Origin of the sequence: Paracidovorax cattleyae, assembly GCF_900104515.1 — a bacterium.
GTDB classification, from domain to species: Bacteria; Pseudomonadota; Gammaproteobacteria; order Burkholderiales; family Burkholderiaceae_C; genus Paracidovorax; species Paracidovorax cattleyae.
The window spans coordinates 155,874-180,637 of sequence record NZ_FNJL01000001.1; the positions used below are offsets into that span (position 1 = coordinate 155,874).

Here is a 24,764-nt window from a genome sequence, read left to right on the forward strand (position 1 = left end):
CCGGCGCGGGCGCTCAGGGGCTCATGCCCCGCCTGTATGCGCCTCCACCCAGGCGGTGATGGTGCGCTGGTCGGTCACCGTGCGCACGTGCTGGTAGGCGGCCTCCGCCTCGGGGAAGCGCCGGCGCAGCAGGTTGAGCCACTGCTTGAGCCGCCCCGCGCGCTGGCGCGGCTCCAGGTCTTCGCAGACCGTGCGCCAGAAAACGCCCAGTTGCGGCAGCAGCGCCTCCCAGGCCAGCGCCGGAGCATCGGCACGGCCCGCGTCGGTTGAGCGGATGGCCAGGCCCAGGCCCGGGTCCGCCACGATGCCGCGGCCCAGCATGAGGGCATCGCCGCCGGAGAGCGCCCGGCAGCGCATTGCATCCGCCACCGTCCAGATCTCGCCGTTCGCGATCACGGGAATGCCCACGGCCGCGCGCAGCGGCGCAACCAGTTCCCAGTAGGCGGGCGGGCGGTAGCCGTCGGCCTTGGTGCGGGCATGCACCACCAGTTCGCAGGCGCCGCCGGCCTCCGCGGCCTGGGCACACTCCCGGGCCAGCGACGTGTCGTCGTAGCCCAGCCGCATCTTGGCCGACACCGGCATGCCTGGAGGCACCGCACGGCGCACCGCGGCCACCACGGCGGCGATGCGCTCGGGCTCGCGCAGCAGCGCGGCGCCGCCGCCGTGGCGATTCACCACCTTGGCCGGGCAGCCGAAATTCAGGTCGATGCCCTCGGGACCCAGTGCGGCCAGCCGCGCCGCGTTCTCGGCCATGCTGGAGGGGTCCGACCCGAGCAACTGGGCACGCACCGGCACGCCCGCCGCCGTGCGCCCGCCATTGCGCAGCTCGGGGATGTAGCGCAGGAACACCTTGTCCGGCAGCAGCGTGCCGGTCACGCGGATGAACTCGGAGACGCAGCGGTCCACGCCGCCGACGCGCGTCAGCACGTCGCGCAGGACGAAGTCGAGGAGCCCTTCCATGGGGGCGAGCAGCAGCAGGGGAGGATGGGACATCGGGGCAGGAGCGCCCGCACCGGAAGCCGCGTCATCGCGGCGTCATCGGAGTGCGGTGGAATGCAGCCTTCCATTGTCGCCAATGTCCCGCCCTCCCCGCACTCCATGCTGCTCTTGAAGACCGACAAGGCCCGCCTGGAACTCTCCCCCGGCGTGCGCACCCTCAGCCTGCGCGAACGCTCGCTGCTGCTGCTGGCCGACGGCCGGCCCGCAGCCGAGCTGGAAGCGCTCTACCACGGCGCCGGCAAGGACATCGTGGCCCGCCTGCTGGCGGACGGCTACCTCGCGCAGGCCGGTGGCTCCGCAGCCCCGGTACCTGCCGCCACACCCACGGCAGCCGCCACGCCGCGCCCGGTGCCAGTCGATGCACCCGCCACGGCGCCGGCACAGCCGGCAACCCCTCCCGCACCATCCAACGCGCTGCGCTCGCTCGCGGGCGCGCGCATGTACCTGTTCGACATCTGCGAGCGCATGTTCGCGCGCCGCAATCCTGCGCTCGCCCAGAACTTCCTCGAGGCGCTGCGCGGTGCACGCGACCGCGACAGCATGATGGATGTCAGCGAAGCGCTGCTGGAAGAGATCGAACTGCTGGCCGGCCCGGAGCGGGCCGCCATCGTGCGCCAGCGCATGGAGCAACTGCTGCCCACGCCGGCCTGACACGGCGCACCGGAAGGCCCCGCGGGCGTCAGGCGGCGCCGAGTCGCCAGAGCGAAGTGACCTCCGCAGCACGCGCCGCATGCAGCGGATCGGACGCATCGGCGGCCTTCCCGTGGCGCGGCCGGATGTCGTGCCGGCCCAGCACCCGCAGGCCCGCAGCCTCGATCCAGCCGAGGAGCTGGGCGCGCGGGCGAAGCTCCAGGTGCTCCGCCAGGTCCGAGAGGATCAGCCAGCCCTCCCCGCCCGGCTCCAGGTGCTCGGCCAGGCCGCCGAGGAAGCCCCGCAGCATGCGACTGTCCTCGTCATAGACCGCCCGCTCGACGGGAGCGGCGGCACGCGCCGGCACCCAGGGCGGATTGCACACCACCAGGGGCGCTCGGCCCGGGGGAAAGAGATCGGCCTGCAGGATTTCCACGACTCGCATCGCGCGCAGGCGCTGCAGGTTCTCCTGCGCGCAGGCCAGCGCCCGGGGGTCCTGGTCGGTGGCGACGATACGGCGCACGCCGCGCCGCGCGAGCACGGCCGCGAGCACGCCGGTGCCGGTGCCGATGTCGAAGGCCAGCGCAGCTGCGTCCGCGGGCAACGGCGCCTGCGCCACGAGATCGATGTACTCGCCGCGCACGGGCGAAAACACCCCGTAGTGCGGATGGATGCGGTTGTCCGGCGGCGCCCCCAGGGCAGGAATCTCCACGCCCTTCTTGCGCCATTCGTGCGCGCCCACGAGACCCAGCAGCTCGCGCAGGGACGCCACGCGGGGCGTGCCGTCGGGAGCGCCCCAGGCCTCGGCCAGCGCCGGCCGCCAGTCGGGCGCCCGCCGTAGCGCGATGCCATGGTCGCCCTCCACGGGAATGAGCAGTATGCCGAGCACCCGCGCCCGCTGGGCCTGGGCCTGGCGGTGCAGGTGGAAGGCCTGGGCCTGGGCCGGTGCCGTGGCTGGTGCGGCGGCCGCCTTGCCGCGGCCCTTCGCGCCGCCGCGCGGCCGGCTGCGGCCGTCGGCCCGGCGCATCAGCGCCTGCAGCAGGTGCCGGGCATTCTGGAAATCCCCCTGCCACAGCAGCCCCGTGCCTTCGCAGGCCATGCGATAGGCCGCATCGGCAGGCAGCGTGTCGTCCGCCACCACCACGCGGCGCGGCGCGGCAACGCCGGCCTCCGAGTGCCATTGCGCGCTGCGGTCCTGGCCGCCGTGGTTCCAGTGGATCATGCCGGGCAAGGGCTCTGGCGGATCAGTTGAGGGGGCGCTGCAGGCGCACTTCCTCGATCTTCACCCCGCCGATGACGGCGGTCTTGGCGGTGGACATTTCGCGCTTGAAGCCCGCGAGCTCGTGGAAGCGCAGCGCGCGCTCGTTGCGCATGGGCACCCACGCGGTCACGTTGGTGCAGCCTTCCTGCTGCAGGCCTTCGCGCGCGGCATCCCAGAGGGCCACGCCCACGCCCTGGTCCCAGTGGGACGGCGCGGCATAGATGGCCCAGATCTCGCCGGTGGTGGGGCGGGACTTGGCATCGCGCGAACGGTCGAAACCGACGAAGCCGACGATCTTGTCGCCTTCCACCGCCACCTGCACCTGGGGCTCGCAGTACTCGATGGCTTCACGCCAGTACGCCTGGCGCTTCTCGACCGAAGACATGGCTTTCAATTGGTCGTCGGGAACAAGGCCGCGGTACGCTTCCATCGCGGACTGCGTATGGATCTGGGCGATGGCTTTGGCATCGCGGAGCGTGGCGGGACGGACCTGAATACTGGCCTGAATACTGGACATTGGGAACGAACGGAACAGAAGAAGAAAAAAGGGGTGCGGAACGCAAAACCCGCGATTGTCGCGCAATTGGTTTTCCGGCTCCAGACCCCGGGTGATGGAAGCCCCTGCGCGCGGGTCGCGCGAGGCCTTGCGCAGCGGCCGCAAAGCCCGCCGGAAAGCGAGCGGCAGCTGCGCCGGCCGCGGGGCGGAAACAGGTTTCAGAGCCAGCGCCGCAGCAACTCCAGCGCCCGGTCGAAACGCGCGCCGTAGGGCGGATGCAGCAGCTTGCCGAGCGACCAGCGGGACTGCACCAGCACGGATTTCTGGTGGCAAAGGCGCAGAAATCCGTGCTCCCCGTGATAGGCCCCCCAGCCACTATCGCCGACACCGCCGAACGGCAGATTGTCGTGCGCGACGTGCAGCAGCGTGTCGTTCACCGTGACGCCGCCGCTCACGGTGCGCCGCAGCACGTCGTCGCGCGCCGCCTCGCTGCGGCCGAACCAGTAGAGCGCCAGCGGGCGCGGCCCGGAATTGATGTGGTCGATGGCGTCCTGCAGGCGGTCGTAGCCGAGCACGGGCAGCACCGGCCCGAAGATCTCCTCCTGCATGATCTGCATCTGCAGCGTGGCATGGAAGACCAGCACCGGCGGCATCTGCCGCGCCACGCCATCGCCGATACTCTGTGGAGGCGGTGGCGGCGAACCCGGCACGGGCTCGAGCACGTGCACCTCCGCGCCCTGCGTCTGGGCCTGCTGCAGCATGGTGCGCAGGCGCGCGAGGTGCCGCGAATGGATGATGGAGGCGTAGTCGGGGTTGCCCTCGAAATACGGGAACAGCTTCGCCACGGCGGCGCGGTATGCCTCCGCAAACGCCCCCTCGCTGCCGCGCGGCAGCAGCACGTAGTCGGGCGCCACGCAGGTCTGCCCGGCGTTGAGCAACTTTCCGTGCGCGATCTTGAGCGCGGCATCCTGCAGGTCGCAGTCCGCGTCGATGATGCAGGGCGACTTGCCGCCCAGCTCCAGCGTGGTGGGCGTCAGGTGCGCGGCAGCGGCCTGCGCGACCTTGCGGCCCACGGCCGTGGAGCCCGTGAAGACGAGATGGTCGAAAGGCAGCGATGCCACCAGCGCGGCCACGGCCGCATCACCCTGCACCACGCAGAACTCGTCGGGCGAGAAGAACTGCGCCACCAGCAATGCGAGCTGGGCGGATGTGTGCGGGGTGAGTTCGCTGGGCTTGAGCATGACGCGGTTGCCCGCCGCGAGCGCGCAGATCGCCGGACCGAGCGCGAGCTGCACCGGGTAGTTCCAGGGAGCGATCACGCCCACTACGCCCAGCGGCTGGCGCTGGATGAAGGCGTGCGCGGGTTGCAGGTGCAGCGGCGTGTGCACGCGGCGCGGCTTGCTCCAGCGCGCCAGGTGCCGCAGCGTGTGCGCGAGCTGGGTGCGCAGCACGAACAGGTCGGCCACCTCGGTCAGCCGAGGCGAACGGATGCCGAAGTCGGCCTGCACGGCCGCCGCGAGCGCGGGCCCATGCTCGTCCAGCAGCTTGCGCATGCGCAGCAGGCGTTCCCGCCGCACCAGCAGCGGTGTCCCGGGCTGTTCCCGGCTGGCCTGCCGCTGGAGTTGGAAATGGTGGCGGATGTCGTCTGGCGTCATGCGGCAATCATAGGGAAGGCCCTCGCAACGCCTTGTAAACGGGCGTCTCCAAAAGCCAGGGAAAGCACGTGCGGGCGGGCGCCGACATGCCGCGGCGGAGCCCGCCGGTCACATCACACCTTGCCGGGCAGGTCGCGCGGTTGCACGTCCATGACGTCGGCGCGCGCACCGGGCAGTTCGGCCGAGCGCAGCGGCCCCGGATCCCCATCGGCGGCCGGGCCCCGCCGGCCGGCGGCCGACCAGCGCGCGGTGCTGCGGTACACCGTGCTCCAGCCTTCGCGCGGATCCATGCGCATGGCCCAGGGCGTGGCGGGTTGGCCCGTAACGCGCGCCCAGAGAGAGCGCACGCCCCACACCACGGCGAGCAGCGCCACGACGATGAGCAGGCTCAGGAAAAACACCGCCCCCACGGCCACGACCGCGAGGCGCACGATCCACCGGATCACACCGGCCAGGAAATCATTCAAGGCACATCCTTTCCGTACAACATCGAACTTACCCCACCGCAGCCGCTTCGCCGAAATGGAAGACCCCAGGGTCCTGTACGGGATCCACGTTCACCGGGATCACGCTCTTGGGCGGATAGCGGCCTTCGAGCAGCAGCTTCGAGAGCGGATTCTCGATGCGCTGCTGGATCGCGCGCTTGAGCGGACGAGCGCCGAACACCGGATCGAACCCCACCTTGGCCAGCTCGGACAAAGCACCGGGGGATACCTGCAGGTGCAATTCCATTTTCGCCAGGCGCGCTTCCAGCAGTTGCAACTGGATGCGTGCGATCGCTTCGATGTTCTTCGCGTCGAGCGCATGGAACACCACCGTCTCGTCGATCCGGTTGAGGAATTCGGGCCGGAAATGGTTCTTGAGTTCCCCCCAGACCGCCTCCTTCACGTCGTCCGCATCCTGGCCGACCATCGCCTGGATCAGGTGCGAGCCGATGTTGCTCGTCATCACGATCACCGTGTTCTTGAAGTCCACGGTGCGGCCCTGGCCATCCGTCAGGCGGCCATCGTCGAGCACCTGCAGCAGTACGTTGAACACGTCAGGGTGGGCCTTTTCCACCTCATCGAGCAGCAGCACGCTGTAGGGCTTGCGGCGCACGGCCTCGGTCAGGTAGCCGCCCTCCTCGTAGCCCACATAGCCGGGCGGCGCGCCGATCAGGCGGGCCACGGAGTGCTTCTCCATGAACTCGCTCATGTCGATGCGAACGAGGTGCTCCTCGCTGTCGAACAGGAAGCCCGCCAGCGCCTTGCACAGCTCGGTCTTGCCCACCCCGGTGGGGCCGAGGAACAGGAAGGAACCCATGGGCCGGTTCGGATCGGACAGGCCCGAGCGCGAGCGGCGGATGGCGTTGGCCACGGCTGCGATGGCCTCGTCCTGGCCCACCACGCGCTCATGCAGCTTGTCTTCCATCTGCAGCAGCTTGTCCTTCTCGCCCTGCATCATCTTCGAGACAGGGATGCCCGTGGCGCGGCTGACCACCTCGGCGATCTCCTCCGCGCCCACCTGGGTGCGCAGCAGCCGGTTGGGCGTGGCGGTGCCGTCGGTGCCCTCTTCCTTGGCCTGGGCTTCCTTGAGCTGGCGCTCGAGGTCGGGCAGCTTGCCGTACTGCAGCTCGGCGACCTTGTTGAAGTCGCCCTTGCGCTTGAGCTCCTCGATCTGCAGCTTCACCTTCTCGACCTGCTCGCGCACCTGCTGGCTGCCCTGGGCCTGCGCCTTCTCGGAGGTCCAGATGTCCTCCAGGTCGGCGATTTCCTTCTGCAGCTTGCTAATTTCGTCCTCCAGCAACGCCAGACGCTTCTGCGAGGCTTCGTCCTTTTCCTTCTTGACGGCCTCGCGCTCGATCTGCAGCTGGATCAGCCGGCGATCGAGCTTGTCGATGGCTTCGGGCTTGGAATCGATCTCGATCTTGATCTTGGCCGCGGCCTCGTCGATGAGGTCGATGGCCTTGTCGGGCAGGAATCGGTCGGTGATGTAGCGGTGGGACAGCTCGGCCGCGGCCACGATGGCCGGGTCGGTGATCTCCACGCCGTGGTGCAGTTCGTAGCGCTCCTGCAGGCCGCGCAGGATGGCGATGGTCGCCTCCACGCTGGGCTCGCCCACGAGGATCTTCTGGAAGCGACGCTCCAGCGCCGCATCCTTCTCGATGTACTTGCGGTACTCGTCGAGCGTGGTCGCGCCCACGCAGTGCAGCTCGCCGCGTGCCAGGGCTGGCTTGAGCATGTTGCCGGCGTCCATCGCGCCCTCGGCCTTGCCCGCGCCCACCATGGTGTGCAGCTCGTCGATGAAGACGATGGTCTGGCCCTCGTCCTTGGCCAGTTCGTTCAGCACGGCCTTGAGCCGCTCCTCGAACTCGCCGCGGTACTTGGCGCCTGCGAGCAGCGCGGCCATGTCGAGCGACAGCACGCGCTTGCCCTTCAGGCTCTCGGGCACCTCGCCCGCCACGATGCGCTGCGCCAGGCCTTCCACGATGGCGGTCTTGCCCACGCCGGGCTCGCCGATGAGCACCGGGTTGTTCTTGCTGCGGCGCTGCAGCACCTGGATGGCGCGGCGGATCTCGTCGTCGCGGCCGATCACCGGGTCGAGCTTGCCGGCCCGGGCGCGCTCGGTGAGATCGAGCGTGTACTTCTTGAGCGCTTCGCGCTGGCCTTCGGCCTCCGCACTGTTGACCTGCGCGCCGCCGCGCACCGCGTCGATCGCGGCTTCGAGGCTCTTGCGCGTCAGGCCGTGCTCGCGCGCCAGCTGGGCTGTATCGCCCTTGCCGTCCACGAGCGCGAGCAGGAAGAGTTCGCTGGCGATGAACTGGTCTCCGCGCCTGATGGCCTCCTTCTCCGTGGCCTGCAGCAGGCGGCCCAGTTCGGGCCCGACCTGGACCTGGTCCTGGCCCTGCACCTGGGGCAGCCGCTTGATGGCGTTCTCGGCTGCCGTCTGCAGGGCGGCCACGTTGGCGCCGGCGCGCTGCAGCAGCGCGCGCGGGCCCTCCTGCTGCCGCAGCATGGCGGCCAGCAGGTGGACGGGTTCGATATAGGCGTTGTCATTGCCCAGCGCGAGCGATTGCGCGTCGCTGAGGGCTTCCTGGAACTTGGTGGTGAGTTTGTCGAGACGCATGGTCTGTGGTCCTCCGGAACTGCTGGGCAATTGAGGGGCCCGCCCGGAGTTTTCAAGCTGCCCGCGCGGCATGTGCATCACACGAGCGGCACCACCGCTACCAGAAAAGGAGCATCCATCCCTGCTGCGGCGAGACAGTGCAGGGATTTTCCCGTCCGGCCGCCATGGGGCCGGTGCCGGCCGGTCAGCCGTGGTTGCCCGATGCGATGCCCCAGCGGGCCAGCGCCGCGTCGTCGCTGACGCGCGCATCCACCCAGCGCGCGCCCTGCGGCGTGGTTTCCTTCTTCCAGAAAGGGGCCCGGGTCTTCAGGTAGTCCATGAGGAATTCGCAGGCCTGGAAGCTCTGGCCGCGGTGGGCCGAGGTGACGGCCACCAGCACGATCTGGTCCTGCGGAGCCAGCAGGCCCACCCGGTGCACCACGCGCGCGCCGAAGATGTCGAAGCGCAGCAGGGCCTCGTCCACCATGGCCTCGATGGATTTCTCGGTCATGCCGGGATAGTGCTCCAGCTCCATCGCTGCCACGGCATCGCCGTCGCTGCGGTCGCGCACCGTGCCGACGAAGCAGCAGACCGCTCCCACGCGCCCGTCCCGGGCGCGCAACGCGGTCAGCTCGGCCGACACATCGAAATCCTGCGGCTGGATGGCGACCCGGGCGAAGCCTGCCGCGTGGGGCGCGGAGGTGGATACCACCCGCTCGGCCATGGCGGTCACGGCGCCCGGTGCAGGCGGGGAGCGGCGAGCAGCGCGCGCTCCTCCTCGATGAACGCGTCGAGCTGGCGCCGCACGGGGGTATCGGACGGAACACCCGCCAGGAGCGTCTGCAGCCGCGCGACATCGCCTGCCGAGGGCGCGACCTTGATCTGCGCCATGGCGGCCTGCGTCTGCCCGCCCCGGATCAGGGTGACCACCTTCGCGGCCCATGCGTTCTTGTCCTGGCGTGCCATGCAGTCTTCCTCGTACTCGTGTGCGTGATGTCCAGGGCGGATTGTCCACGGGAACGGCTGCCGCGCGACCGGTTTGCTACAGTGGCCGCCCATGGCCACGCAGACCATCACCACCGAACTCTACGTCCTGTTCCCCTCGCCGCGCAACCAGCACCGCGGCGTGTATGCGCACCAGGTCTTCGTCCCGCATCCCTACGCGATCATCCACCTGCCGGACTACGGCCTGGCCGGCCCGGCCAGCCTGTTTGCCGCATGCCGCCGCGAGGACAACAAGATGGGACAGCTCGTCACCTTCGAGCAGGCGGACGACGCCCGGCGCTTCGAGCGGCTCTTCACTCCCGACTGAACCGCGGCCGGCCGCCGGCCCCGTCCCGCCCATGCACGACGACAACCAGATCCACGTCCCGCCCTCCTTCACTGCGCTCTACAGCGACGCGCGCCAGCGCCTGACAGCCCCGGCGGCCGAGATACGCGAGCGCTACGAACTGTGCGAAGACCTCGCCAACCACCTCGTGGAGCAGGCGCAGACGCTCTACCATGTGCAGGCGCCCTCGGAGGCGGAGATCCTCGGGCGCATCCACGCCGGCCTGTGCACGCCGGGCTCCGGCGTATCGCCCATCGAGGCGCGGTGGACCACGCTGCGCTTGGCAGAGCTGCTCAACTGGCGCAGCCCTGAGCTGCCCGAGGTGCCGACGGCCCCAGCCTGAAGCCGGGTGCCACCAGGGCCCGGCGGTGGCGGGCGCACTTTGAAACGCGCCACGGCACTTATTGACAGAGCTTTTACAGCAGCGCCGATAAACTGAACCGCATGCCCCTCAACCCAGCGCTGTCCCCTCCCTCCATGCCGCGGCCGCAGCGCGCCCGCGGCGATTTCTCCGGCCTGTGGGTACCCCTCGTGACCCCTTTCAGCCCATCGGGAGACGCGGTGGACCATGCCGGTCTCGATGCGCTGGCCCGCAGGCTCGCGAGCGAAGGCATCGCGGGCTTCGTGGCCTGCGGATCCACCGGCGAAGCCGCAGCGCTGGACGAGCAGGAGCAGGACGCGGTGCTGGCCACCATCCTGGACGCGGCCGGCAGCCTCCCGGTGGTCATGGGCCTGTCGGGCCACCACCTGGACCACGCGGTGCAGCGCACCCGCCGCCTCGGTGCGTGGCCGCTGGCCGGGCTGCTCGTGCCCGCACCCCACTACATCCGGCCGTCCCAGCAGGGGCTGCTGCAGTGGTTCCACGCGATCGCCGACGCGAGCGCCATGCCACTCATCGTGTACGACATTCCGTACCGCACGGGGGCCACGCTGGAACTGGGCACGCTGCGCACGCTGGCGGCCCATCCCCACATCCGGGCTATCAAGGACTGCGGCGGCAACGCCTCCAAGACGCAGGCCCTGATCGCCGATGGGGCGCTGCAGGTGCTGGCAGGCGAGGATGCCCACATCTTCACCACGGCCGCGCTCGGCGGGGCCGGGGCCATCGCGGCCAGTGCCCACTGGCAGCCCGCGCGGCTCGTGCAATGCCTGGAAGCCATCGAGCGCGGCGACCTCGGCCGGGCACGGGAACTCTGGCGCGCCCTCCTGCCGCTGATCGAAGCCTTCTCCGCAGAGCCCAATCCGGCGCCGGTCAAAGCCCTGCTCGCCGCGGAGGGATGGATGGACGGAACCCTGCGCGCACCCATGGCGCCGGTCTCCGCTGCGCTCGCTCTGCGCCTGCAGGAGGCCGCGCGCGCCCAGGCCCGGCAGTTGCAGGCGCTGGACCGGGCCGTGGCCTGATACGGTCAGGCTCATCCGCCCGTCACGGGGGGGAAGAACGCGACCTCGGCACCGTCCGGCAGCGGGGTGTCCTCGGAGCACAGCACCTGGTCCAGCGCCGTGCGCACAGCGCGTCCGCGCGCCAGGCTTTCCGCCCACGGCCCGCCGCGCGCGATCAGCGCATCGCGCAGTGCGCCCACCGTGCCGGCCTGCGTGGACAGGGTCTCGCTGCCCTGCCCCACGGCCTCGCGGATGGACGCGAAATACCGCACGATGACCCTCACGGCCGGAAAGGATGAACGGGTCGTGCCGGAGGTCATGCGAGCAGATCGGACAGGGGGATGAAGCGCACCATGTCGCCACGGGCGATGGTGCGGCCCGGCGGGTTGTCCACCAGCCCATCGCACCAGGCCGCAGAAGTCAGCACGCCCGAGCCCTGGTTCGGGAACAGCTCCAGTCCGCCGCCGGCATCGCGGCGCACCCGCAGGAACTCGCGCCGCTTGTCGGCCCTCGGCCAGTGGAAATTCGCCCTCGCTTCCACGGCGCGCGGTACGACATCCTGCACGCCCTGCAGACGCAGCAGGAACGGCCGCACGAGGATCACGAAGGTCACGAGGCTCGACACCGGGTTGCCCGGCAGCCCCATGAAATGCACGCGCTCGCCGATGCGGCCATAGGCGAACGGCTTGCCCGGCTTGAGCGCCACCTGCCAGAGGTCGATGCGCCCGAGCGTGGCCACGGCAGCCTTCACATGGTCCTCCTCGCCCACCGACACGCCTCCGCTGGTGAGCACCAGGTCGTGCGCCGCGGCGGCGCCGGTCAGTGCCTGTTCCGTGGCGTCGCGCCGGTCGGGCACGATGCCGAAATCCGACACATCGCAGCCCAGGCGCAGGAGCATCGCGCGCAGGAAGAAACGGTTGCTGTTGTAGATGGCGCCGGCAGGCATGTGCTCCGGCGGCACCTCGCCGGGCATCACCAGCTCGTCGCCCGTGGAAAACAGCGCCACGCGGGGCCGGCGCGCCACGCGCAACCGGGCCAGGCCGATGCTGGCCGCCAGTCCCAGCGCGGCCGGCGTGAGCCGCGAGCCGGCTGGCAGCACCGTCGCGCCGGCCTCGATGTCCTCGCCCGCACGGCGCACCCACTGGCCCGGCTGGGGCACGGCTTGGATGCGCACGCGCGCGCCGCCATCGAGCGCCTCGCAGTCCTCCTGCATGCACACGGCATCGGCACCGGGCGGCAGGGGCGCGCCCGTGAAGATGCGCGCGGCCGTGCCCGGCTGCAGCGGCTGCGGTGCGGAACCGGCCGCAATGCGTTGGGAGACCGGCAATTCGATGGCCAGGGAGGCACCCGCCGCTGCGACGTCCGCCCGGCGCACGGCATAGCCATCCATGGCACTGTTGTCGTGGGGCGGCACCCTCAGCGGCGACACCGCATCGGCCGCCAGCACACGGCCGTCGGCCTCGAAAGTGTCCACCTCGTCCGAGCCTTCAAGCGGGCTGGCCTGGGCGAGCAGTTCCGCCAGCGCATCCTCCAGCGGCTTGAGCGGCGGCCGGGAGGGTGTGGCCGCGGCGTTCATGCCCGGGCCTCCGGGCCGCAATACGCCCAGAGCTCGCCGCTGGCGCACAGCCAGTCGGCCAGCACAGCCGGCGCGTGCACATCGAAAACCGGAAGCGCACCGGGCGGCAGCGGCAAGCGCTCGCCCGGCACATCGGCCGCCACGGCCACGATGCGGGGATCGTGGGGGAACCGCAGGGGCTGGTCAGGATAGTCGCCGGACGGCGAACGCCACACTTCGATCTTGGGCAGGTCGCTCTCCTTGAAGCCTTCGACGAACACCCAGTCCACGGAGGCATCCAGGCGGGCGATCAGGTCGTGCACCACCGGCTCCGCCGGCTGTTCGTATTCACGCATGAGCGCCATGCGCAGGTCGGACGAGGCCACCACCTCGTAGGCGCCCGCCGTGCGGTGCCGCCACGTGTCCTTGCCAGGCCGGTCGATGTCGAACCGGTGGTGGGCATGCTTGGCCACCGACACCCGCAGCCCGTGCGCGCGCATGAGCGGAATGAGCCGCTCCACGAGCGTGGTCTTGCCACTGTTGGAGAAACCGGCGAAACCGACGACTTTCATGCAAGCCCTTCGTGGATGTGCCGCGGGCCGGGCCCGGGCGTCAGGCCGCCGCGGCCGTCCCGTCGCAATGGCGCGTGATGTAGGCTTTGACCAGATCGACGTCGGCCGGCATCACCTGCACGCGCTTGGGCAGGCGCTCGATGCCGTCGAACTTCGCGGGGCGCTCGGGGGCATGGCCCAGCGCCTCCTGGATCGTCTCGGCGAACTTGATCGGCAGGGCGGTTTCCAGCACCAGCATCGGCACGCCCGGCTCGGTGTGCTCGCGCGCCACCTTCACGCCGTCGGCGGTGTGCGTGTCGATCGTGATGCCGAAGCGCTGGAAGGTGTCGCGGATGGTCGCGATGCGGTCCGCATGCGTGCTGCGCCCGCTCACGAAGCCGTAGCGCGATGCGGCCTCGGCGAAGCGCGGATCACTGCTCAGGTCGAAACGGCCTTCGCGCACCACGGCCTCGCCGAACAGCCGGCGCGTGGCCTCCGCGTCGCGGCCCAGCAGATCGAACACGAAGCGCTCGAAATTGCTGGCCTTGCTGATGTCCATCGACGGGCTGGACGTCTCGTGCGTATCGGCGCTGCCGCGCACGCGGTAGATGCCGGTGCGGAAGAACTCGTCGAGCACGTCGTTCTCGTTGGTCGCCACCACGAGCCTGTCGATGGGCAGGCCCATCATGCGCGCCACGTGGCCCGCGCAAACGTTGCCGAAATTGCCCGAGGGCACCGTGAAGCTGACCTTCTGGTCGTTGCGGTTCGCCGCCGGGCCGTCCCCAGGTGAACCAGCCCCCTCGGGGGGCAGCGAGGACACGCCAGTGCCGAGCGTGGGGGCCATGTTCTCGGTGGCCTGGAAGTAGCCCGCGAAGTAGTACACCACCTGGGCGAGCAGCCGCGCCCAATTGATCGAGTTCACCGTGCCGATCTTGAAACGGCGCTTGAACTCCAGGTCGTTGCTCACGGCCTTGACGATATCCTGGCAGTCGTCGAACACGCCCTCGATGGCGATGTTGAAGATGTTCGCATCCTGCAGGCTGAACATCTGCGCCTGCTGGAATGCGCTCATGCGGCCGTGGGGGCTCGTCATGAACACGCGGATGCCGCGCTTGCCGCGCATCGCGTACTCGGCCGCGCTGCCGGTGTCGCCGCTGGTCGCGCCCAGGATGTTCAGCTCCTCGCCGCGCCGGCCCAGTTCGTACTCGAACAGGTTGCCCAGCAGTTGCATCGCCATATCCTTGAACGCCAGCGTGGGGCCGTTGGACAGCGCCTCCAGCCACAGGCTGTTCTCCAGGTGGCGCAGCGGCACGATTTCGCCCGTGCCGAACACCTCGGCCGTGTACGTCTTCTCGCACAGGCGCTTCAGGTCGGCCGCCGGGATGTCGTCGATGTACAGCGACAGGATCTGGAACGCCAGCTCCGCATAGCCCTGCTCGTGGTAGGCCGCGCGCAGCCGCGTGAGCGCCGCGCCGTCGATCTGCGGATAGTGCTCGGGCAGGTACAGCCCGCCGTCGGGCGCGAGGCCTTCGAGCAGGATCTCGCAGAAGCTCTTGCGGTCCGCGTGGCCGCGGGTGGAGAGGTATCGCATCAGTTCAGCTCCTCCTTGCGGACACGCACGATCGACCCCAGCACCGTGGGCAGGGCCTGCATCTGCGCGATCGCTTCGTTCATCGTACCCTCGCGCGTGTCGTGCGTGAGGATGATCAGGTCGGTGTGCGTGGCGCCCTCGCCGCCCACCTCGTCGGCCTCGCGCTGCAGCACGGCATCGATGCTGATGCCTGCGCCGGCCAGCAGGCCCGTCACCTTGGCGAGCACGCCGGCCTCGTCGGCCACGCGCAGGCGCAGGTAGTAGCTCGTGACCACCTCGGCCATGGGCAGCACGGGCAGCGCGTCGCGCGCCTCGTCGAGCGTGTTCGGCTGGAAGGCCAGGTGCGGCACGCGGTGTCCGGGGTCGGCGGAAGCCAGGCGGGCGATGTCCACTAGGTCGGCGATCACGGCACTGGCCGTGGGCTCGCTGCCCGCGCCCTTGCCGTAGTAGAGCGTGGTGCCCACCGCATCGGCCTGCACCACGACGGCATTCATCGCGCCCTCCACGTTGGCGATCAGGCGCTTGGACGGCACCAGGCTCGGGTGCACGCGCAGTTCCACACCGCCCTCGCGCCGCTTGGCGATGCCCAGCAGCTTGATGCGGTAGCCGAGCTGCTCGGCATAGCGGATGTCCGCCGCGGCGAGCTTGGTGATGCCTTCCACGTACGCCTTGTCGAACTGCACCGGAATGCCGAACGCGATGGCGCTCATGATCGTGGCCTTGTGCGCCGCATCCACGCCTTCGATGTCGAAGGTCGGGTCGGCCTCGGCGTACCCCAGGCGCTGCGCCTCCTTGAGCACCGCGTCGAAGTCGAGTCCCTTGTCGCGCATCTCCGAGAGGATGAAGTTCGTCGTGCCGTTGATGATGCCGGCGATCCACTGGATGCGGTTGGCCGTCAGGCCCTCGCGCAGCGCCTTGATGATCGGGATGCCGCCGGCCACCGCGGCCTCGAAGGCCACCATCACGCCCTTGGCGGACGCGGCCGCGAAGATCTCGGTGCCATGCACCGCCAGCAGTGCCTTGTTGGCCGTGACCACGTGCTTGCCGGCCGCAATGGCTTCCATCACGAGCGCCTTGGCCACGCCGTAGCCGCCAATCAGCTCCACGACGATGTCGATGTCCGGATTGGCGATCACGGCGCGCGCGTCGTCCACCACCTGCACGCTGCTGCCGGCGACGGCGCGGGCGCGCTCCACATCGAGGTCCGCCACCATGGCGATCTCGATGCCGCGGCCCGCACGGCGGCGGATCTCCTCCTGGTTGCGTCGCAGCACGTTGAACACGCCGCTGCCGACGGTGCCAATGCCCAGCAGGCCCACTTGGATCGGTTTCATGGTCGAAAATCTCAGTCAGAAGGTGCCGCAACGCGGGGATGTGGTGCGCTGCCGGCGATGGTTGGAACTCGGTAGGGACGGGGCGCCGCTGCGCATCACGCGGCCGCGTGCTTCTGGCGGTAGAGCGCCAGGAAATCCGCCAGGCGGCCGACGGCCTCGCGCAGGTCGTCCTCGTGCGGGAGGAACACGATGCGGAAATGCTGCTGGTCGGGATAGTTGAAGCCCGAGCCCTGCACTAGCATCACGCGGGTGGCGCGCAGCACTTCCATGAAGAACTGGCGGTCGTCGGCGATGGGGTACATGGCCGGGTCGAGGCGCGGGAACATGTACAGCGCCGCCTTGGGCTTCACGCAGCTCACGCCCGGAATCGCCGAGATCAGTTCGTAGGCCAGGTCGCGCTGCCGGCACAGGCGCCCACCTTCGCGGACCAGGTCGTTGATGCTCTGGTAGCCGCCCAGGGCGGTCTGGATCGCCCACTGCCCGGGCACGTTGGAGCCCAGCTTGATGTTGGCGAGCATGTTGATGCCCTCGATGTAGTCGCGGGCCACGGCCTTGTTGCCCGAGACCACCATCCATCCGGCGCGGTAGCCGCAGGAGCGGTAGGCCTTGGAGAGCGAATTGAAGGTGAGCGTGAGCACGTCGGTCGATAGGCTCGCCATCGCGGTATGGCGCTCGCCATCGTAGAGCACCTTGTCGTACACCTCGTCGGCCAGCAGCACGAGGCCATGGTCGCGCGCGATCTGCACGAGCTCGCGCAGCAGCTCGTCGGAATAGAGCGCGCCCGTGGGATTGTTCGGGTTGATGACCACCAGGCCCTTGGTACGCGGCGTGATCTTGGCGCGGATGTCCTCGAGGTTCGGCATCCAGCCGTTCGCCTCGTCGCAGAGGTAGTGCACCGGCCGCCCCCCGGACAGGCTCGCCGCCGCGGTCCACAGCGGATAGTCGGGCGCGGGCACCAGCAGCTCGTCGCCGTCGTCGAGCAGCGCGTTGGTGGCCATGGTGATCAGGTCGCTCGCGCCGTTGCCCAGGTAGATGTCGTCGAGCGTGACGCCCTTCACGCCCTGCTGCTGGCTGTAGTGCATCACGGCCTTGCGCGCGGCAAAGATGCCCTTGCTGTCCGAATAGCCTGCGGAATTGGGCAGGTTGCGGATCATGTCCTGCTGGATCTCTTCGGGGGCATCGAAGCCGAACGGCGCGAGGTTGCCGATGTTGAGCTTGATGATCTTCTGGCCCTCGTCCTCCATCTGCTTGGCCGCATCCACGATCGGGCCCCGCACATCGTAGAGAACGTTATTCAGCTTCGCGGACTTGTGGATCGTCTTCATCATGCGAAAGGCCCCGGGCGCACACCCGGGACCAGGAAGAGTGAACGGGAAGGCGCCGGGGAACGCTCCCCGATACCCCGCCAGGCGGCGCAGCCTCTGGCGAAACCTATAATTTGACCACAGTTCCACGGTGGATCCCCGCCCTGTTCCGCCGGGCGCCGTATCGGCCCACACCGCATTCCCGAAGGCGCTCCTCCCCATGAAATTCCAGCCCGACCGCTCCGAAACCCAGACCATCAGCGCCTATGGCCCGGACTGGGTCGCGGTCGATGGGGAAAAGCTCACCGGCAGCGTGGTGATCGGCTCACGGGGCGAACGGCGGGAATGGCATTGCAACCGCTTCGAGGACCTCACGGCCGAGCATTTCGCGCTGCTCGCGGAGCTCGACGCCGAAGTGATCATCTTCGGCAGCGGACAGCGCAACCGGTTCCCGCCGCCGGCCTGGCTGCGGCCCCTCATGGCCCGGCGCATCGGCCTGGAGACCATGGACACCCAGGCGGCCTGCCGCACCTACAACATCCTGGCCGGTGAAGGCCGCCACGTGGTCGCCGCGCTGCTGCTGGAATCCAAGGCGTGAAACGCGCGTGGATCTTGGTTACAGACCTGCGATTCGCGAAAGAGTCCGTTTCAAGGTAAAATTACGGGTTGCGGTCGGGGGCCTTCCAAGAGCAATAAAACACAACTCCTCCGGCTTTTCAACGACTACATCAAAGATTGAAGTGCCATGGCGATCGTTGTCAACAAACCCCTTCCCGAATTCGAAGCCAACGCGACCGGTGGCATCAAGGTCTCCAACACATCGCACCTCGGCCAGATTCTGATCCTGTACTTCTACCCCAAGGACAATACCCCCGGCTGCACCACCGAGGCCATGCAGTTCCGCGACAAGTACGAGGATTTCGCCCAGGCCGGCGCTGCCGTGTTCGGCGTGTCGCGCGACAACATGAAGTCCCACGACGACTTCAAGGAAAAGCTGGAACTGCCCTTCGAACTCATCGCCGACACCGAAGAGAAGATGTGCCACATGTTCGGCGTGGTCAAGAACAAGATCATGTACGGCAAGAAGGTCAAGGGCATCGAGCGCAGCACCTTCCTGATCGGTCCCGATGGCGTACTGGTCCAGGAATGGCGCGGCCTCAAGGTGCCCGGCCACGTGGACGAGGTGCTCAAGGCCGTGAAATCCATCAAGGCCCTCAAGAAGGCGGCATAAGCGCCTACAGCCGCGTCGCGCGCGGCATGCCGGGAGTGCCACGGCAACCGTGCATAATGGTTTCAATGCTGCTGCACGACGCAACGCTCCCACACCCCTACAAAGCCGCCTCGGTCTCCAGGCGGCTTTTTGCTTTCTGACCCCTGTCCCGTCTTCCCGAGGCCCGCACCATGCCCCTGCCCCCCGCACCGACGAAACGCGCCGCCCTGCTATCTCCGGATGCCTTTCGCGCCACCGCCAAATCCCGCATGGAAGACCCGCAGACCGAGGACCCCCTCGAGGAAGCCAGCCTGACAGCGCTGCCGGCCGATGGCGTCCCCACACCGCGCAAGACCGCCAGGAGCACCGCCCGCGACGCTGCCGGCAGTACCGGCCGCAAGCGTTCCGCATCCACTCCCGCCGCGGAACCGGCCCCGGCACCCGTAGCCCCCGCGCCCGCCGCAACGGACAGCACCTCCCGCCGAGGCGCAAAGCGCCCCGCTCCAGCCACGGCGGCGCCCCCCGTCCAGCCACCCGTGCCACAGACGCTGCGCGAGACGGCCCCTGCACGCGCCGTCGCTCCGGCACCCGAGGCGGCTGCCCGGCCGCGCAAGGGCCGGGGCACCGGCCCCACGAAGATGTTCGTGCTGGACACCAACGTCCTGCTGCACGATCCGACCAGCCTCTTCCGCTTCGAAGAGCACGACATCTTCCTGCCCATGATCGTGCTGGAGGAGCTCGACGGCCACAAGAAGGGCATGACCGAGGTCGCCCGCAACGGTCGGCAGGCAAGCCGCACGCTCGACCAGCTTGCCGCCACCCAGGGCGCGGACATCGCGCGCGGCCTGAAGCTCGACGCCACGGGCCAGCGTGCCGCCGGCGGCAACCTGTACTTCCAGACCGAGCCGCTGGACTATCGGCTGCCCACGAGCCTGCCGCCCGGCAAGGCCGACAACCAGATACTGGGCGTGGTGGAAGCCCTGCGCAACAAATACGCGCCGCGCGAGGTCGTGCTGGTGTCCAAGGACATCAACATGCGCGTCAAGGCGCGCGCACTCGGCCTCACCGCCGAGGATTACCAGAACGACAAGGCACTGGAAGACGGCGACCTGCTGTACTCCGGCGTTCTGGCGCTGCCGACCGATTTCTGGACGAAGACCGGCAAGAACGTCGAGAGCTGGCAAAACGGAGCGCACACGTACTACCGCATCGGCGGGCCCATCGTGCCGCAGCTCATGATCAACCAGTTCGTCTATTTCGAGGCCCCGGGCGAGCCCAGCCTGTTCGCGCGGGTGACCGAGATCCGCGACAAGACCGCCGTGCTGCAGACCCTCAAGGACTACGGCTCGGCAAAGAACACCGTCTGGGGCGTGAACACGCGCAACCGCGAGCAGAACTTCGCGATGAACCTGCTGATGGACCCGGAGGTCGATTTCGTCACGCTCACCGGCACGGCCGGCACGGGCAAGACCCTGATGGCCCTCGCCGCGGGCCTCACGCAGGTGCTGGACGAGCGCCGCTACACCGAGATCATCATGACCCGCGCCACCGTGAGCGTGGGCGAGGACATCGGCTTCCTGCCCGGCACCGAGGAGGAGAAGATGGGCCCCTGGATGGGCGCCCTTGACGACAACCTCGAATTCCTGGCCAAGGGCGACGGCGGCAACGCCGGCGAATGGGGCCGCGCCGCCACCAACGAGCTCATCCGCAGCCGCATCAAGATCAAGAGCATGAACTTCATGCGCGGCCGCACCTTCCTGAACAAGTACGTCATCATCGACGAGGCACAGAACCTGACGCCCAAGCAGATGAAGACCCTGATTACACGCGCGGGCCCGGGCACCAAGATCATCTGCATGGGCAACCTCGCGCAGATCGACACGCCCTACCTGACCGAAGGCTCCTCCGGCCTTACCTACGCGGTGGACCGCTTCAAGGGCTGGCCGCACAGCGGGCACATCACCCTGGCACGCGGCGAGCGCTCGCGCCTTGCGGACTTCGCCAGCGAGGTGCTCTGACGCATGGCCATCAGCTGGATCACCGCCCTGCAGCTCGTCCCGTGGGACAAGGTGATCGAGGCCTCCCCGCAGCTCATCAAGGCGGCGAAGGGGCTGCTGCGCAGCAGGGGAGCCCGGGAGGCCGAACAGGCACAGGCGGACGAGGAAGCCGCACGCCTGGCGGCATCCGGCGCCCCGTCGCCACAGGAACTGGCCCTGCAGCGCATCGGCGCCCTGGAGGACCAGGTGCAGGCGCTGGAGCAGTCGCAGCGCCAGGCCCTGGAGGTCATCGAGCAACTGGCCCAGCAGAACGCCCAGCTCGTCGCCACTGTGAGCGCGCTGCGCACCGGCGCGCAGCGGCTGGCGGTGGCCTGCGGGGTGCTGGGCGTGGTGCTGCTGGGGACGTTGGTCTATACCGTCGCCAGGGCGTAGGGCGGGGCGGCCCGGCCCGGGCCGGCGTCAGAAATCGTCGCCCGCCCCCATGGCGAGGTTCTCGAACCGCGTCTGGTTCTTCTGGAAGAACAGTTTCACCGTGCCGGTGGGGCCGTTCCGCTGCTTGCCGATGATGACCTCGGCCACGTTGGGCTCCTTGGAGTCCTTGTTGTAGTAGTCGTCGCGGTAGATGAACATGATGATGTCCGCATCCTGCTCGATGGCGCCGGATTCGCGCAGGTCGGACATCATGGGGCGCTTGTCGGTACGCTGCTCCACCGATCGGTTGAGCTGCGAGAGCGCGATCACCGGGCACTGCAGTTCCTTGGCCAGCATCTTGAGCCCCCGCGAGATCTCGCCCAGCTCCGTCGCCCGGTTGTCGGCGCTGGCGGAACCGGAGCCGCTCATGAGCTGCAGGTAGTCCACCACGATCAGGCCGAGCTTGCCGCACTGGCGGGCCAGGCGGCGGGCATTGGCCCGCAATTCCCCCGGGGTGAGGCCCGGCGTTTCGTCGATGTGCAGCGACACGGTGCGCAGGCGCTCGATGGCCTCGGTCAGGCGCGGCCATTCCTCGTCGGTCAGCTTGCCGGTCCGCAGGTTGCCCTGGTTCACGCGGCCGATCGAGCCCACGATACGCACGGCCAGCTGGGCGGCGCCCATTTCCATCGAGAAGATGGCCACGGGAAGCCCTTCGTTCAGCGCCACGTGCTCGGCAATGTTCACGGCGAACGAGGTCTTGCCCATGGAAGGGCGGGCAGCCAGCACGATCATGTCGCCCGCCTGCAGGCCCGAGGTCATGCGGTCCAGGTCGGCGAAGCCCGTCGGCACGCCGGTCACGTCCATCGGGTTGTCCGCCATCTCCTGCACCTGGTCCAGCAGGTCCACCACGAGGGTGTCCAGCGACTGGAAGCCCTGCTTGTTGCGCGAGCCCTCCTCCCCGATGGCGAAGATCTTGGATTCGGCCTCGTCCAGGATCTTTTCGACCGTCTTTCCCTTGGGGTTGAAGGCCGTCGTGGAAATCTCGTCGCTCGCCGTGACCAGCTTGCGCAGGATGGAGCGCTCGCGCACGATCTCCGCGTAGCGCCGGATGTTGGTGGCGCTGGGAACGTATTGCGCCAGGTTGTTGAGATAGGCCAGCCCGCCCACCTCCTCGGCCTTGCCCAGGGTCTGCAGTTCCCCGAAGACCGTGATCACGTCCGCCGGCTTGCTCGCATTGACGAGCTTGCCGATGGCCGAATAGATCAGCTGGTGCTCGTGCCGGTAGAAGTCGCCATCCACCAGCAGGTCACCTACCCGGTCCCAGGCCATGTTGTCGAGCAGCAGGCCGCCGAGCACGCTGGATTCGGCTTCCAGGGAATGCGGCGGCACGCGCAGCCGGGCCACCTCCTGGTCGACCGGGGCCGCGGGTGCGAAATCGGACTCAAGGATGGGGGGGAAGTCGGAACTCATGGCAATCGATCCTTGGGGCAGCCCACGCGCCGCAACGCACGGGAAGGCTATCGGTCAGGGGACAAGTCTGTGGACAAGCCGTTCACAGCCGGTGGACGGGCGGTGCATGGAATGCCGCGCCAGAAACGCAAAAGCCGCCCGGAAGGCGGCCTTTGCCAGCTTGCGCCGGCGGCAGGAGACAAACCCTTGCGCGCTGCGTCGCGTCAGGCGGTTTCGCCGTACACGGACACGGTGACTTCCACCACCACGTCGGTGTGCAGGGCCACGCTCACCGTGGAGTCGCCCACGGTCTTGATCGGGCCGTTGGGCAGGCGGACCTGTGACTTGGCGACCTGGTAGCCTTGCTTGTTCAGCTCTTCGGCGATGTCATGGTTGGTGACGGAACCGAACAGGCGGCCGTCCACGCCGGCCTTCTGCGTCAGCTTGACGTTCGTGCCGCCGAGCTTCTCGCCCTGGCCCTGGGCTTCCGCCAGCTTGGCGGCTGCAGCCTTTTCGAGTTCGGCGCGCTTGGCTTCGAACTCGGCCTTGTTGGCTTCGGTGGCGCGGCGTGCGCGGCCCGAGGGGATCAGGAAGTTGCGTGCGTAGCCGTCCTTGACCTTGACGATTTCGCCGAGGTTGCCGAGGTTGACGACTTTGTCGAGCAGGATGATTTGCATGGCTCTTGCTCCTCAGATCTTGTGCTGGTCGCTGTAGGGCACCAGGGCCAGGAAGCGCGCACGCTTGATGGCGGTGTTCAGCTGACGCTGGTAGATGGCGCGCGTGCCGGTCAGGCGCGCGGGGATGATCTTGCCGTTTTCGGCGATGAAGTCACGCAGCGTGTCGACATCCTTGTAGTCGATCTCTTCGACGCCGGCGACCGTGAAGCGGCAGAAACGCTTGCGCTTGAACAGCAGCGACTGGGTGTTGCGCTTCGGACGCTTGTCCTTGTTGAACTTCTTGAACGTGGCCATTTGGGAAGCCTCTTGAAAATTAATCTTGTTGAATGTCCTGGACGTGGAACACCAGACCCTTGGCGTTGCGCGGCGTGGCGAGGAAGCCCTGGAAGGTCCAGAGGCTGCCCAGTGCCTGCCGGGCGAGGCGTTCGGCCAATGCGCCGAAAGCCACCGCTTTCACAACTGCCGCGACATCACGCTGCACGCCTGCCTCGGACTGCTTCGAGCCGTGCTCGAGCTTCAGGTCCAGGGCGGGCAGGCCGGCCGGTGTGTACCGCAGAGGTTTGGTCTCCGCGATGCAGGCCGTCAGCGTCACGCTGTTGCGGGGTTCCACAGCTCCCGGGGAAGCGGTCGGATCAGCGCTCGTTGGCAGCGGCGAACTCGGCCTGGCTGGCCTTGCGGGCCTCTTCGCGCTCGACAGTCTTCATCATCGAGGAAGCGCCGGTCTCGGCCTTCTTCTTCACGACGGTCAGATGGCGCAGCACGGCGTCGTTGAACTTGAAGGCATGCTCCAGTTCAGCCATCACGGCCTGGTCGGCCTCGATGTTCACGCACAGGTAGTGGGCCTTGGCGAGCTTGTTGATCATGTAGGCCAGCTGGCGGCGGCCCCAGTCTTCCACGCGGTGGATCTTGCCGCCGCCGGCGGTGATCATGCCCTTGTAGCGCTCCAGCATGGCTGGGACCTGTTCGCTTTGATCCGGGTGGATCAGCAAGATGATTTCGTAGTGACGCATGCATTTCTCCTTCTGGGATGAGCCACCCGCCGCGTCAGGTGAAGCAGTGTGGCAAGGCAAAGCCGGCGATTATAGCGCCACCCTCGCCGGCTTGTACACTCCTGGCGCCAGCATGTGCGCTCCGCCCCCGGTCCGGGAGGCAGATGCCGGAATTTGGCGGGACTTCGCTTGAAATCCCTCTCTTTGCACCCAGGTGCCGTGCGTCATCGTTCATTCACCTACACCAGAACAACCGACATGTCCGATCAACAGCATTCAGCCCCCCAGAACGCCGCAGCGCCGGCGTCCCCGTCCGACAGCCCCGAAGCCGTGGAGGCGGCCATGGCCGCGCATGCGGCGGACGAGCTGGGCCGCCTGCAGAACGAGCTGGCCGAGCTCAAAGCCAAGAGCGCCGAGCTCGCCGACCAGTTCCTGCGCGCCAAGGCCGAGGCCGAGAACGCCCGCCGCCGCGCGGACGAGGAAGTCTCCAAGGCCCGCAAGTTCGGCATCGAGAGCTTCGCCGAAAGCCTGCTGCCGGTGGCCGACAGCCTGACGGCGGCGCTCGCCATCAAGGACGCCACGATCGAGCAGTTGCGCGAGGGCACCGACGCCACGCTTCGCCAGCTCACCTCCGCCCTCGAGCGCAACAAGGTGCTGGCGATCCATCCGGGCGCCGGCGAGAAGTTCGACCCCCACCAGCACCAGGCCATCAGCATGGTGCCCGCCGAGCAGGAACCCAACACCATCGTGGCCGTGCTGCAGCGCGGCTACGTCATCTCCGACCGCGTGCTGCGCCCGGCCCTCGTCACGGTGGCGGCACCGAAGTGACGCCCTCTTCCGGCCCTCGCCCCCCGGCACGCC

General features: G+C 68.6%; 28 protein-coding genes. 9 read left to right on the top strand and 19 right to left on the bottom strand.

The genetic code is table 11. From position 1 onward, the window contains the following. Window positions 1-21: 21 nt before the first annotated feature. Window positions 22-993, bottom strand: coding sequence for a tRNA dihydrouridine synthase (locus tag BLR05_RS00725; protein ID WP_092831790.1), 972 nt, complete (start codon window positions 991-993; stop codon window positions 22-24). Window positions 994-1,053: 60 nt separating this feature from the next. Here BLR05_RS00725 and BLR05_RS00730 point away from each other — a divergent pair, with 60 nt between their 5' ends. Next, window positions 1,054-1,650 (top strand): hypothetical protein, encoded by a 597-nt coding sequence (locus BLR05_RS00730; RefSeq protein ID WP_092831791.1) that lies wholly within the window; start codon window positions 1,054-1,056, stop codon window positions 1,648-1,650. A 28-nt stretch (window positions 1,651-1,678) separates the two neighbouring features. On the opposite strand, the gene BLR05_RS00735 is transcribed toward BLR05_RS00730, so the two are convergent. The 7 genes from BLR05_RS00735 to BLR05_RS00765 all read right to left on the bottom strand — a co-directional run bounded on the left by BLR05_RS00735 (window position 1,679) and on the right by BLR05_RS00765 (window position 9,091). Next, entirely contained in the window at window positions 1,679-2,851 is a 1,173-nt protein-coding gene (locus BLR05_RS00735; RefSeq protein WP_092831792.1) for a methyltransferase, read from the bottom strand. A 22-nt stretch (window positions 2,852-2,873) separates the two neighbouring features. Further along, entirely contained in the window at window positions 2,874-3,407 is a 534-nt protein-coding gene (locus tag BLR05_RS00740; protein WP_013593723.1) for a GNAT family N-acetyltransferase, read from the bottom strand. Between the two features lie 197 nt (window positions 3,408-3,604). Then, on the bottom strand, window positions 3,605-5,041 hold the full coding sequence (locus tag BLR05_RS00745) for a coniferyl aldehyde dehydrogenase (protein WP_092831793.1): 1,437 nt from the start codon (window positions 5,039-5,041) through the stop codon (window positions 3,605-3,607). 113 nt (window positions 5,042-5,154) lie between these two features. Next, a complete protein-coding gene (locus BLR05_RS00750; RefSeq protein WP_092831794.1) occupies window positions 5,155-5,508 on the bottom strand; it encodes a hypothetical protein in 354 nt (117 codons plus the stop codon). Window positions 5,509-5,536: 28 nt separating this feature from the next. Further along, complete coding sequence (gene clpB / locus BLR05_RS00755) at window positions 5,537-8,146, bottom strand: ATP-dependent chaperone ClpB (protein ID WP_092831795.1); 2,610 nt, start codon at window positions 8,144-8,146, stop codon at window positions 5,537-5,539. A 184-nt stretch (window positions 8,147-8,330) separates the two neighbouring features. Continuing rightward, window positions 8,331-8,849 carry a molybdenum cofactor biosynthesis protein MoaE gene (locus tag BLR05_RS00760; protein ID WP_092831950.1) on the bottom strand — a complete coding sequence of 173 codons (519 nt, stop codon included), beginning with the start codon at window positions 8,847-8,849 and terminating at the stop codon, window positions 8,331-8,333. 5 nt (window positions 8,850-8,854) lie between these two features. Further along, complete coding sequence (locus BLR05_RS00765; RefSeq protein WP_092831796.1) at window positions 8,855-9,091, bottom strand: hypothetical protein; 237 nt, start codon at window positions 9,089-9,091, stop codon at window positions 8,855-8,857. 91 nt (window positions 9,092-9,182) lie between these two features. On the opposite strand from BLR05_RS00765, the gene BLR05_RS00770 reads away from it, so the two are divergent. From BLR05_RS00770 to dapA, 3 genes are all read left to right on the top strand, one after another. Then, window positions 9,183-9,437 (top strand): hypothetical protein, encoded by a 255-nt coding sequence (locus tag BLR05_RS00770; protein ID WP_092831797.1) that lies wholly within the window; start codon window positions 9,183-9,185, stop codon window positions 9,435-9,437. Between the two features lie 31 nt (window positions 9,438-9,468). Next, the gene (locus BLR05_RS00775) at window positions 9,469-9,798 is read left to right on the top strand and encodes a hypothetical protein (protein ID WP_092831798.1); all 330 of its coding nucleotides are present in this window, start codon (window positions 9,469-9,471) and stop codon (window positions 9,796-9,798) included. A 134-nt stretch (window positions 9,799-9,932) separates the two neighbouring features. Continuing rightward, window positions 9,933-10,856 (top strand): 4-hydroxy-tetrahydrodipicolinate synthase, encoded by a 924-nt coding sequence (gene dapA, locus BLR05_RS00780; protein ID WP_092831799.1) that lies wholly within the window; start codon window positions 9,933-9,935, stop codon window positions 10,854-10,856. Between the two features lie 11 nt (window positions 10,857-10,867). Here dapA and BLR05_RS00785 read toward each other — a convergent pair whose 3' ends face one another. The 6 genes from BLR05_RS00785 to BLR05_RS00810 all read right to left on the bottom strand — a co-directional run bounded on the left by BLR05_RS00785 (window position 10,868) and on the right by BLR05_RS00810 (window position 17,191). Further along, on the bottom strand, window positions 10,868-11,155 hold the full coding sequence (locus BLR05_RS00785; protein WP_092831800.1) for a MoaD/ThiS family protein: 288 nt from the start codon (window positions 11,153-11,155) through the stop codon (window positions 10,868-10,870). Then, the gene (locus BLR05_RS00790) at window positions 11,152-12,411 is read right to left on the bottom strand and encodes a molybdopterin molybdotransferase MoeA (protein ID WP_092831801.1); all 1,260 of its coding nucleotides are present in this window, start codon (window positions 12,409-12,411) and stop codon (window positions 11,152-11,154) included. Before BLR05_RS00790 ends, BLR05_RS00785 begins: the two co-directional genes overlap by 4 nt. Then, a complete protein-coding gene (gene mobB, locus BLR05_RS00795) occupies window positions 12,408-12,962 on the bottom strand; it encodes a molybdopterin-guanine dinucleotide biosynthesis protein B (RefSeq protein WP_092831802.1) in 555 nt (184 codons plus the stop codon). The genes BLR05_RS00790 and mobB overlap by 4 nt, the downstream gene beginning before the upstream one ends. A gap of 40 nt (window positions 12,963-13,002) precedes the next feature. Then, complete coding sequence (locus BLR05_RS00800) at window positions 13,003-14,532, bottom strand: threonine synthase (protein WP_092831803.1); 1,530 nt, start codon at window positions 14,530-14,532, stop codon at window positions 13,003-13,005. Further along, window positions 14,532-15,866: a homoserine dehydrogenase gene (locus BLR05_RS00805; RefSeq protein WP_092831804.1), complete on the bottom strand. Its 1,335-nt coding sequence runs from the start codon at window positions 15,864-15,866 to the stop codon at window positions 14,532-14,534. Before BLR05_RS00805 ends, BLR05_RS00800 begins: the two co-directional genes overlap by 1 nt. Window positions 15,867-15,961: 95 nt before the next feature. Beyond that, the gene (locus tag BLR05_RS00810; RefSeq protein WP_092831951.1) at window positions 15,962-17,191 is read right to left on the bottom strand and encodes a pyridoxal phosphate-dependent aminotransferase; all 1,230 of its coding nucleotides are present in this window, start codon (window positions 17,189-17,191) and stop codon (window positions 15,962-15,964) included. 199 nt (window positions 17,192-17,390) lie between these two features. Here BLR05_RS00810 and BLR05_RS00815 point away from each other — a divergent pair, with 199 nt between their 5' ends. From BLR05_RS00815 to BLR05_RS00830, 4 genes are all read left to right on the top strand, one after another. Beyond that, window positions 17,391-17,768 (top strand): Mth938-like domain-containing protein, encoded by a 378-nt coding sequence (locus BLR05_RS00815; protein ID WP_092831805.1) that lies wholly within the window; start codon window positions 17,391-17,393, stop codon window positions 17,766-17,768. Window positions 17,769-17,915: 147 nt separating this feature from the next. Beyond that, on the top strand, window positions 17,916-18,401 hold the full coding sequence (locus tag BLR05_RS00820) for a peroxiredoxin (RefSeq protein ID WP_011794378.1): 486 nt from the start codon (window positions 17,916-17,918) through the stop codon (window positions 18,399-18,401). Between the two features lie 170 nt (window positions 18,402-18,571). Continuing rightward, complete coding sequence (locus tag BLR05_RS00825) at window positions 18,572-20,398, top strand: PhoH family protein (protein ID WP_092831806.1); 1,827 nt, start codon at window positions 18,572-18,574, stop codon at window positions 20,396-20,398. Between the two features lie 3 nt (window positions 20,399-20,401). Next, window positions 20,402-20,809, top strand: a complete 408-nt coding sequence (locus BLR05_RS00830) for a hypothetical protein (RefSeq protein WP_092831807.1) — start codon at window positions 20,402-20,404, stop codon at window positions 20,807-20,809. 27 nt (window positions 20,810-20,836) lie between these two features. Here BLR05_RS00830 and dnaB read toward each other — a convergent pair whose 3' ends face one another. The 5 genes from dnaB to rpsF all read right to left on the bottom strand — a co-directional run bounded on the left by dnaB (window position 20,837) and on the right by rpsF (window position 23,924). Continuing rightward, window positions 20,837-22,258: a replicative DNA helicase gene (gene dnaB, locus BLR05_RS00835; RefSeq protein ID WP_092831808.1), complete on the bottom strand. Its 1,422-nt coding sequence runs from the start codon at window positions 22,256-22,258 to the stop codon at window positions 20,837-20,839. A gap of 203 nt (window positions 22,259-22,461) precedes the next feature. Continuing rightward, a complete protein-coding gene (rplI, locus tag BLR05_RS00840) occupies window positions 22,462-22,914 on the bottom strand; it encodes a 50S ribosomal protein L9 (protein ID WP_092831809.1) in 453 nt (150 codons plus the stop codon). Window positions 22,915-22,926: 12 nt separating this feature from the next. Continuing rightward, window positions 22,927-23,208, bottom strand: coding sequence for a 30S ribosomal protein S18 (rpsR, locus tag BLR05_RS00845; protein ID WP_011794373.1), 282 nt, complete (start codon window positions 23,206-23,208; stop codon window positions 22,927-22,929). 19 nt (window positions 23,209-23,227) lie between these two features. Continuing rightward, window positions 23,228-23,524, bottom strand: coding sequence for a primosomal replication protein N (gene priB, locus BLR05_RS00850; protein WP_092831810.1), 297 nt, complete (start codon window positions 23,522-23,524; stop codon window positions 23,228-23,230). 22 nt (window positions 23,525-23,546) lie between these two features. After that, a complete protein-coding gene (rpsF, locus tag BLR05_RS00855; RefSeq protein ID WP_011794371.1) occupies window positions 23,547-23,924 on the bottom strand; it encodes a 30S ribosomal protein S6 in 378 nt (125 codons plus the stop codon). A gap of 237 nt (window positions 23,925-24,161) precedes the next feature. Here rpsF and grpE point away from each other — a divergent pair, with 237 nt between their 5' ends. Next, window positions 24,162-24,731 (top strand): nucleotide exchange factor GrpE, encoded by a 570-nt coding sequence (gene grpE, locus BLR05_RS00860; protein WP_092831811.1) that lies wholly within the window; start codon window positions 24,162-24,164, stop codon window positions 24,729-24,731. The last annotated feature ends 33 nt before the right edge of the window (window positions 24,732-24,764 follow it).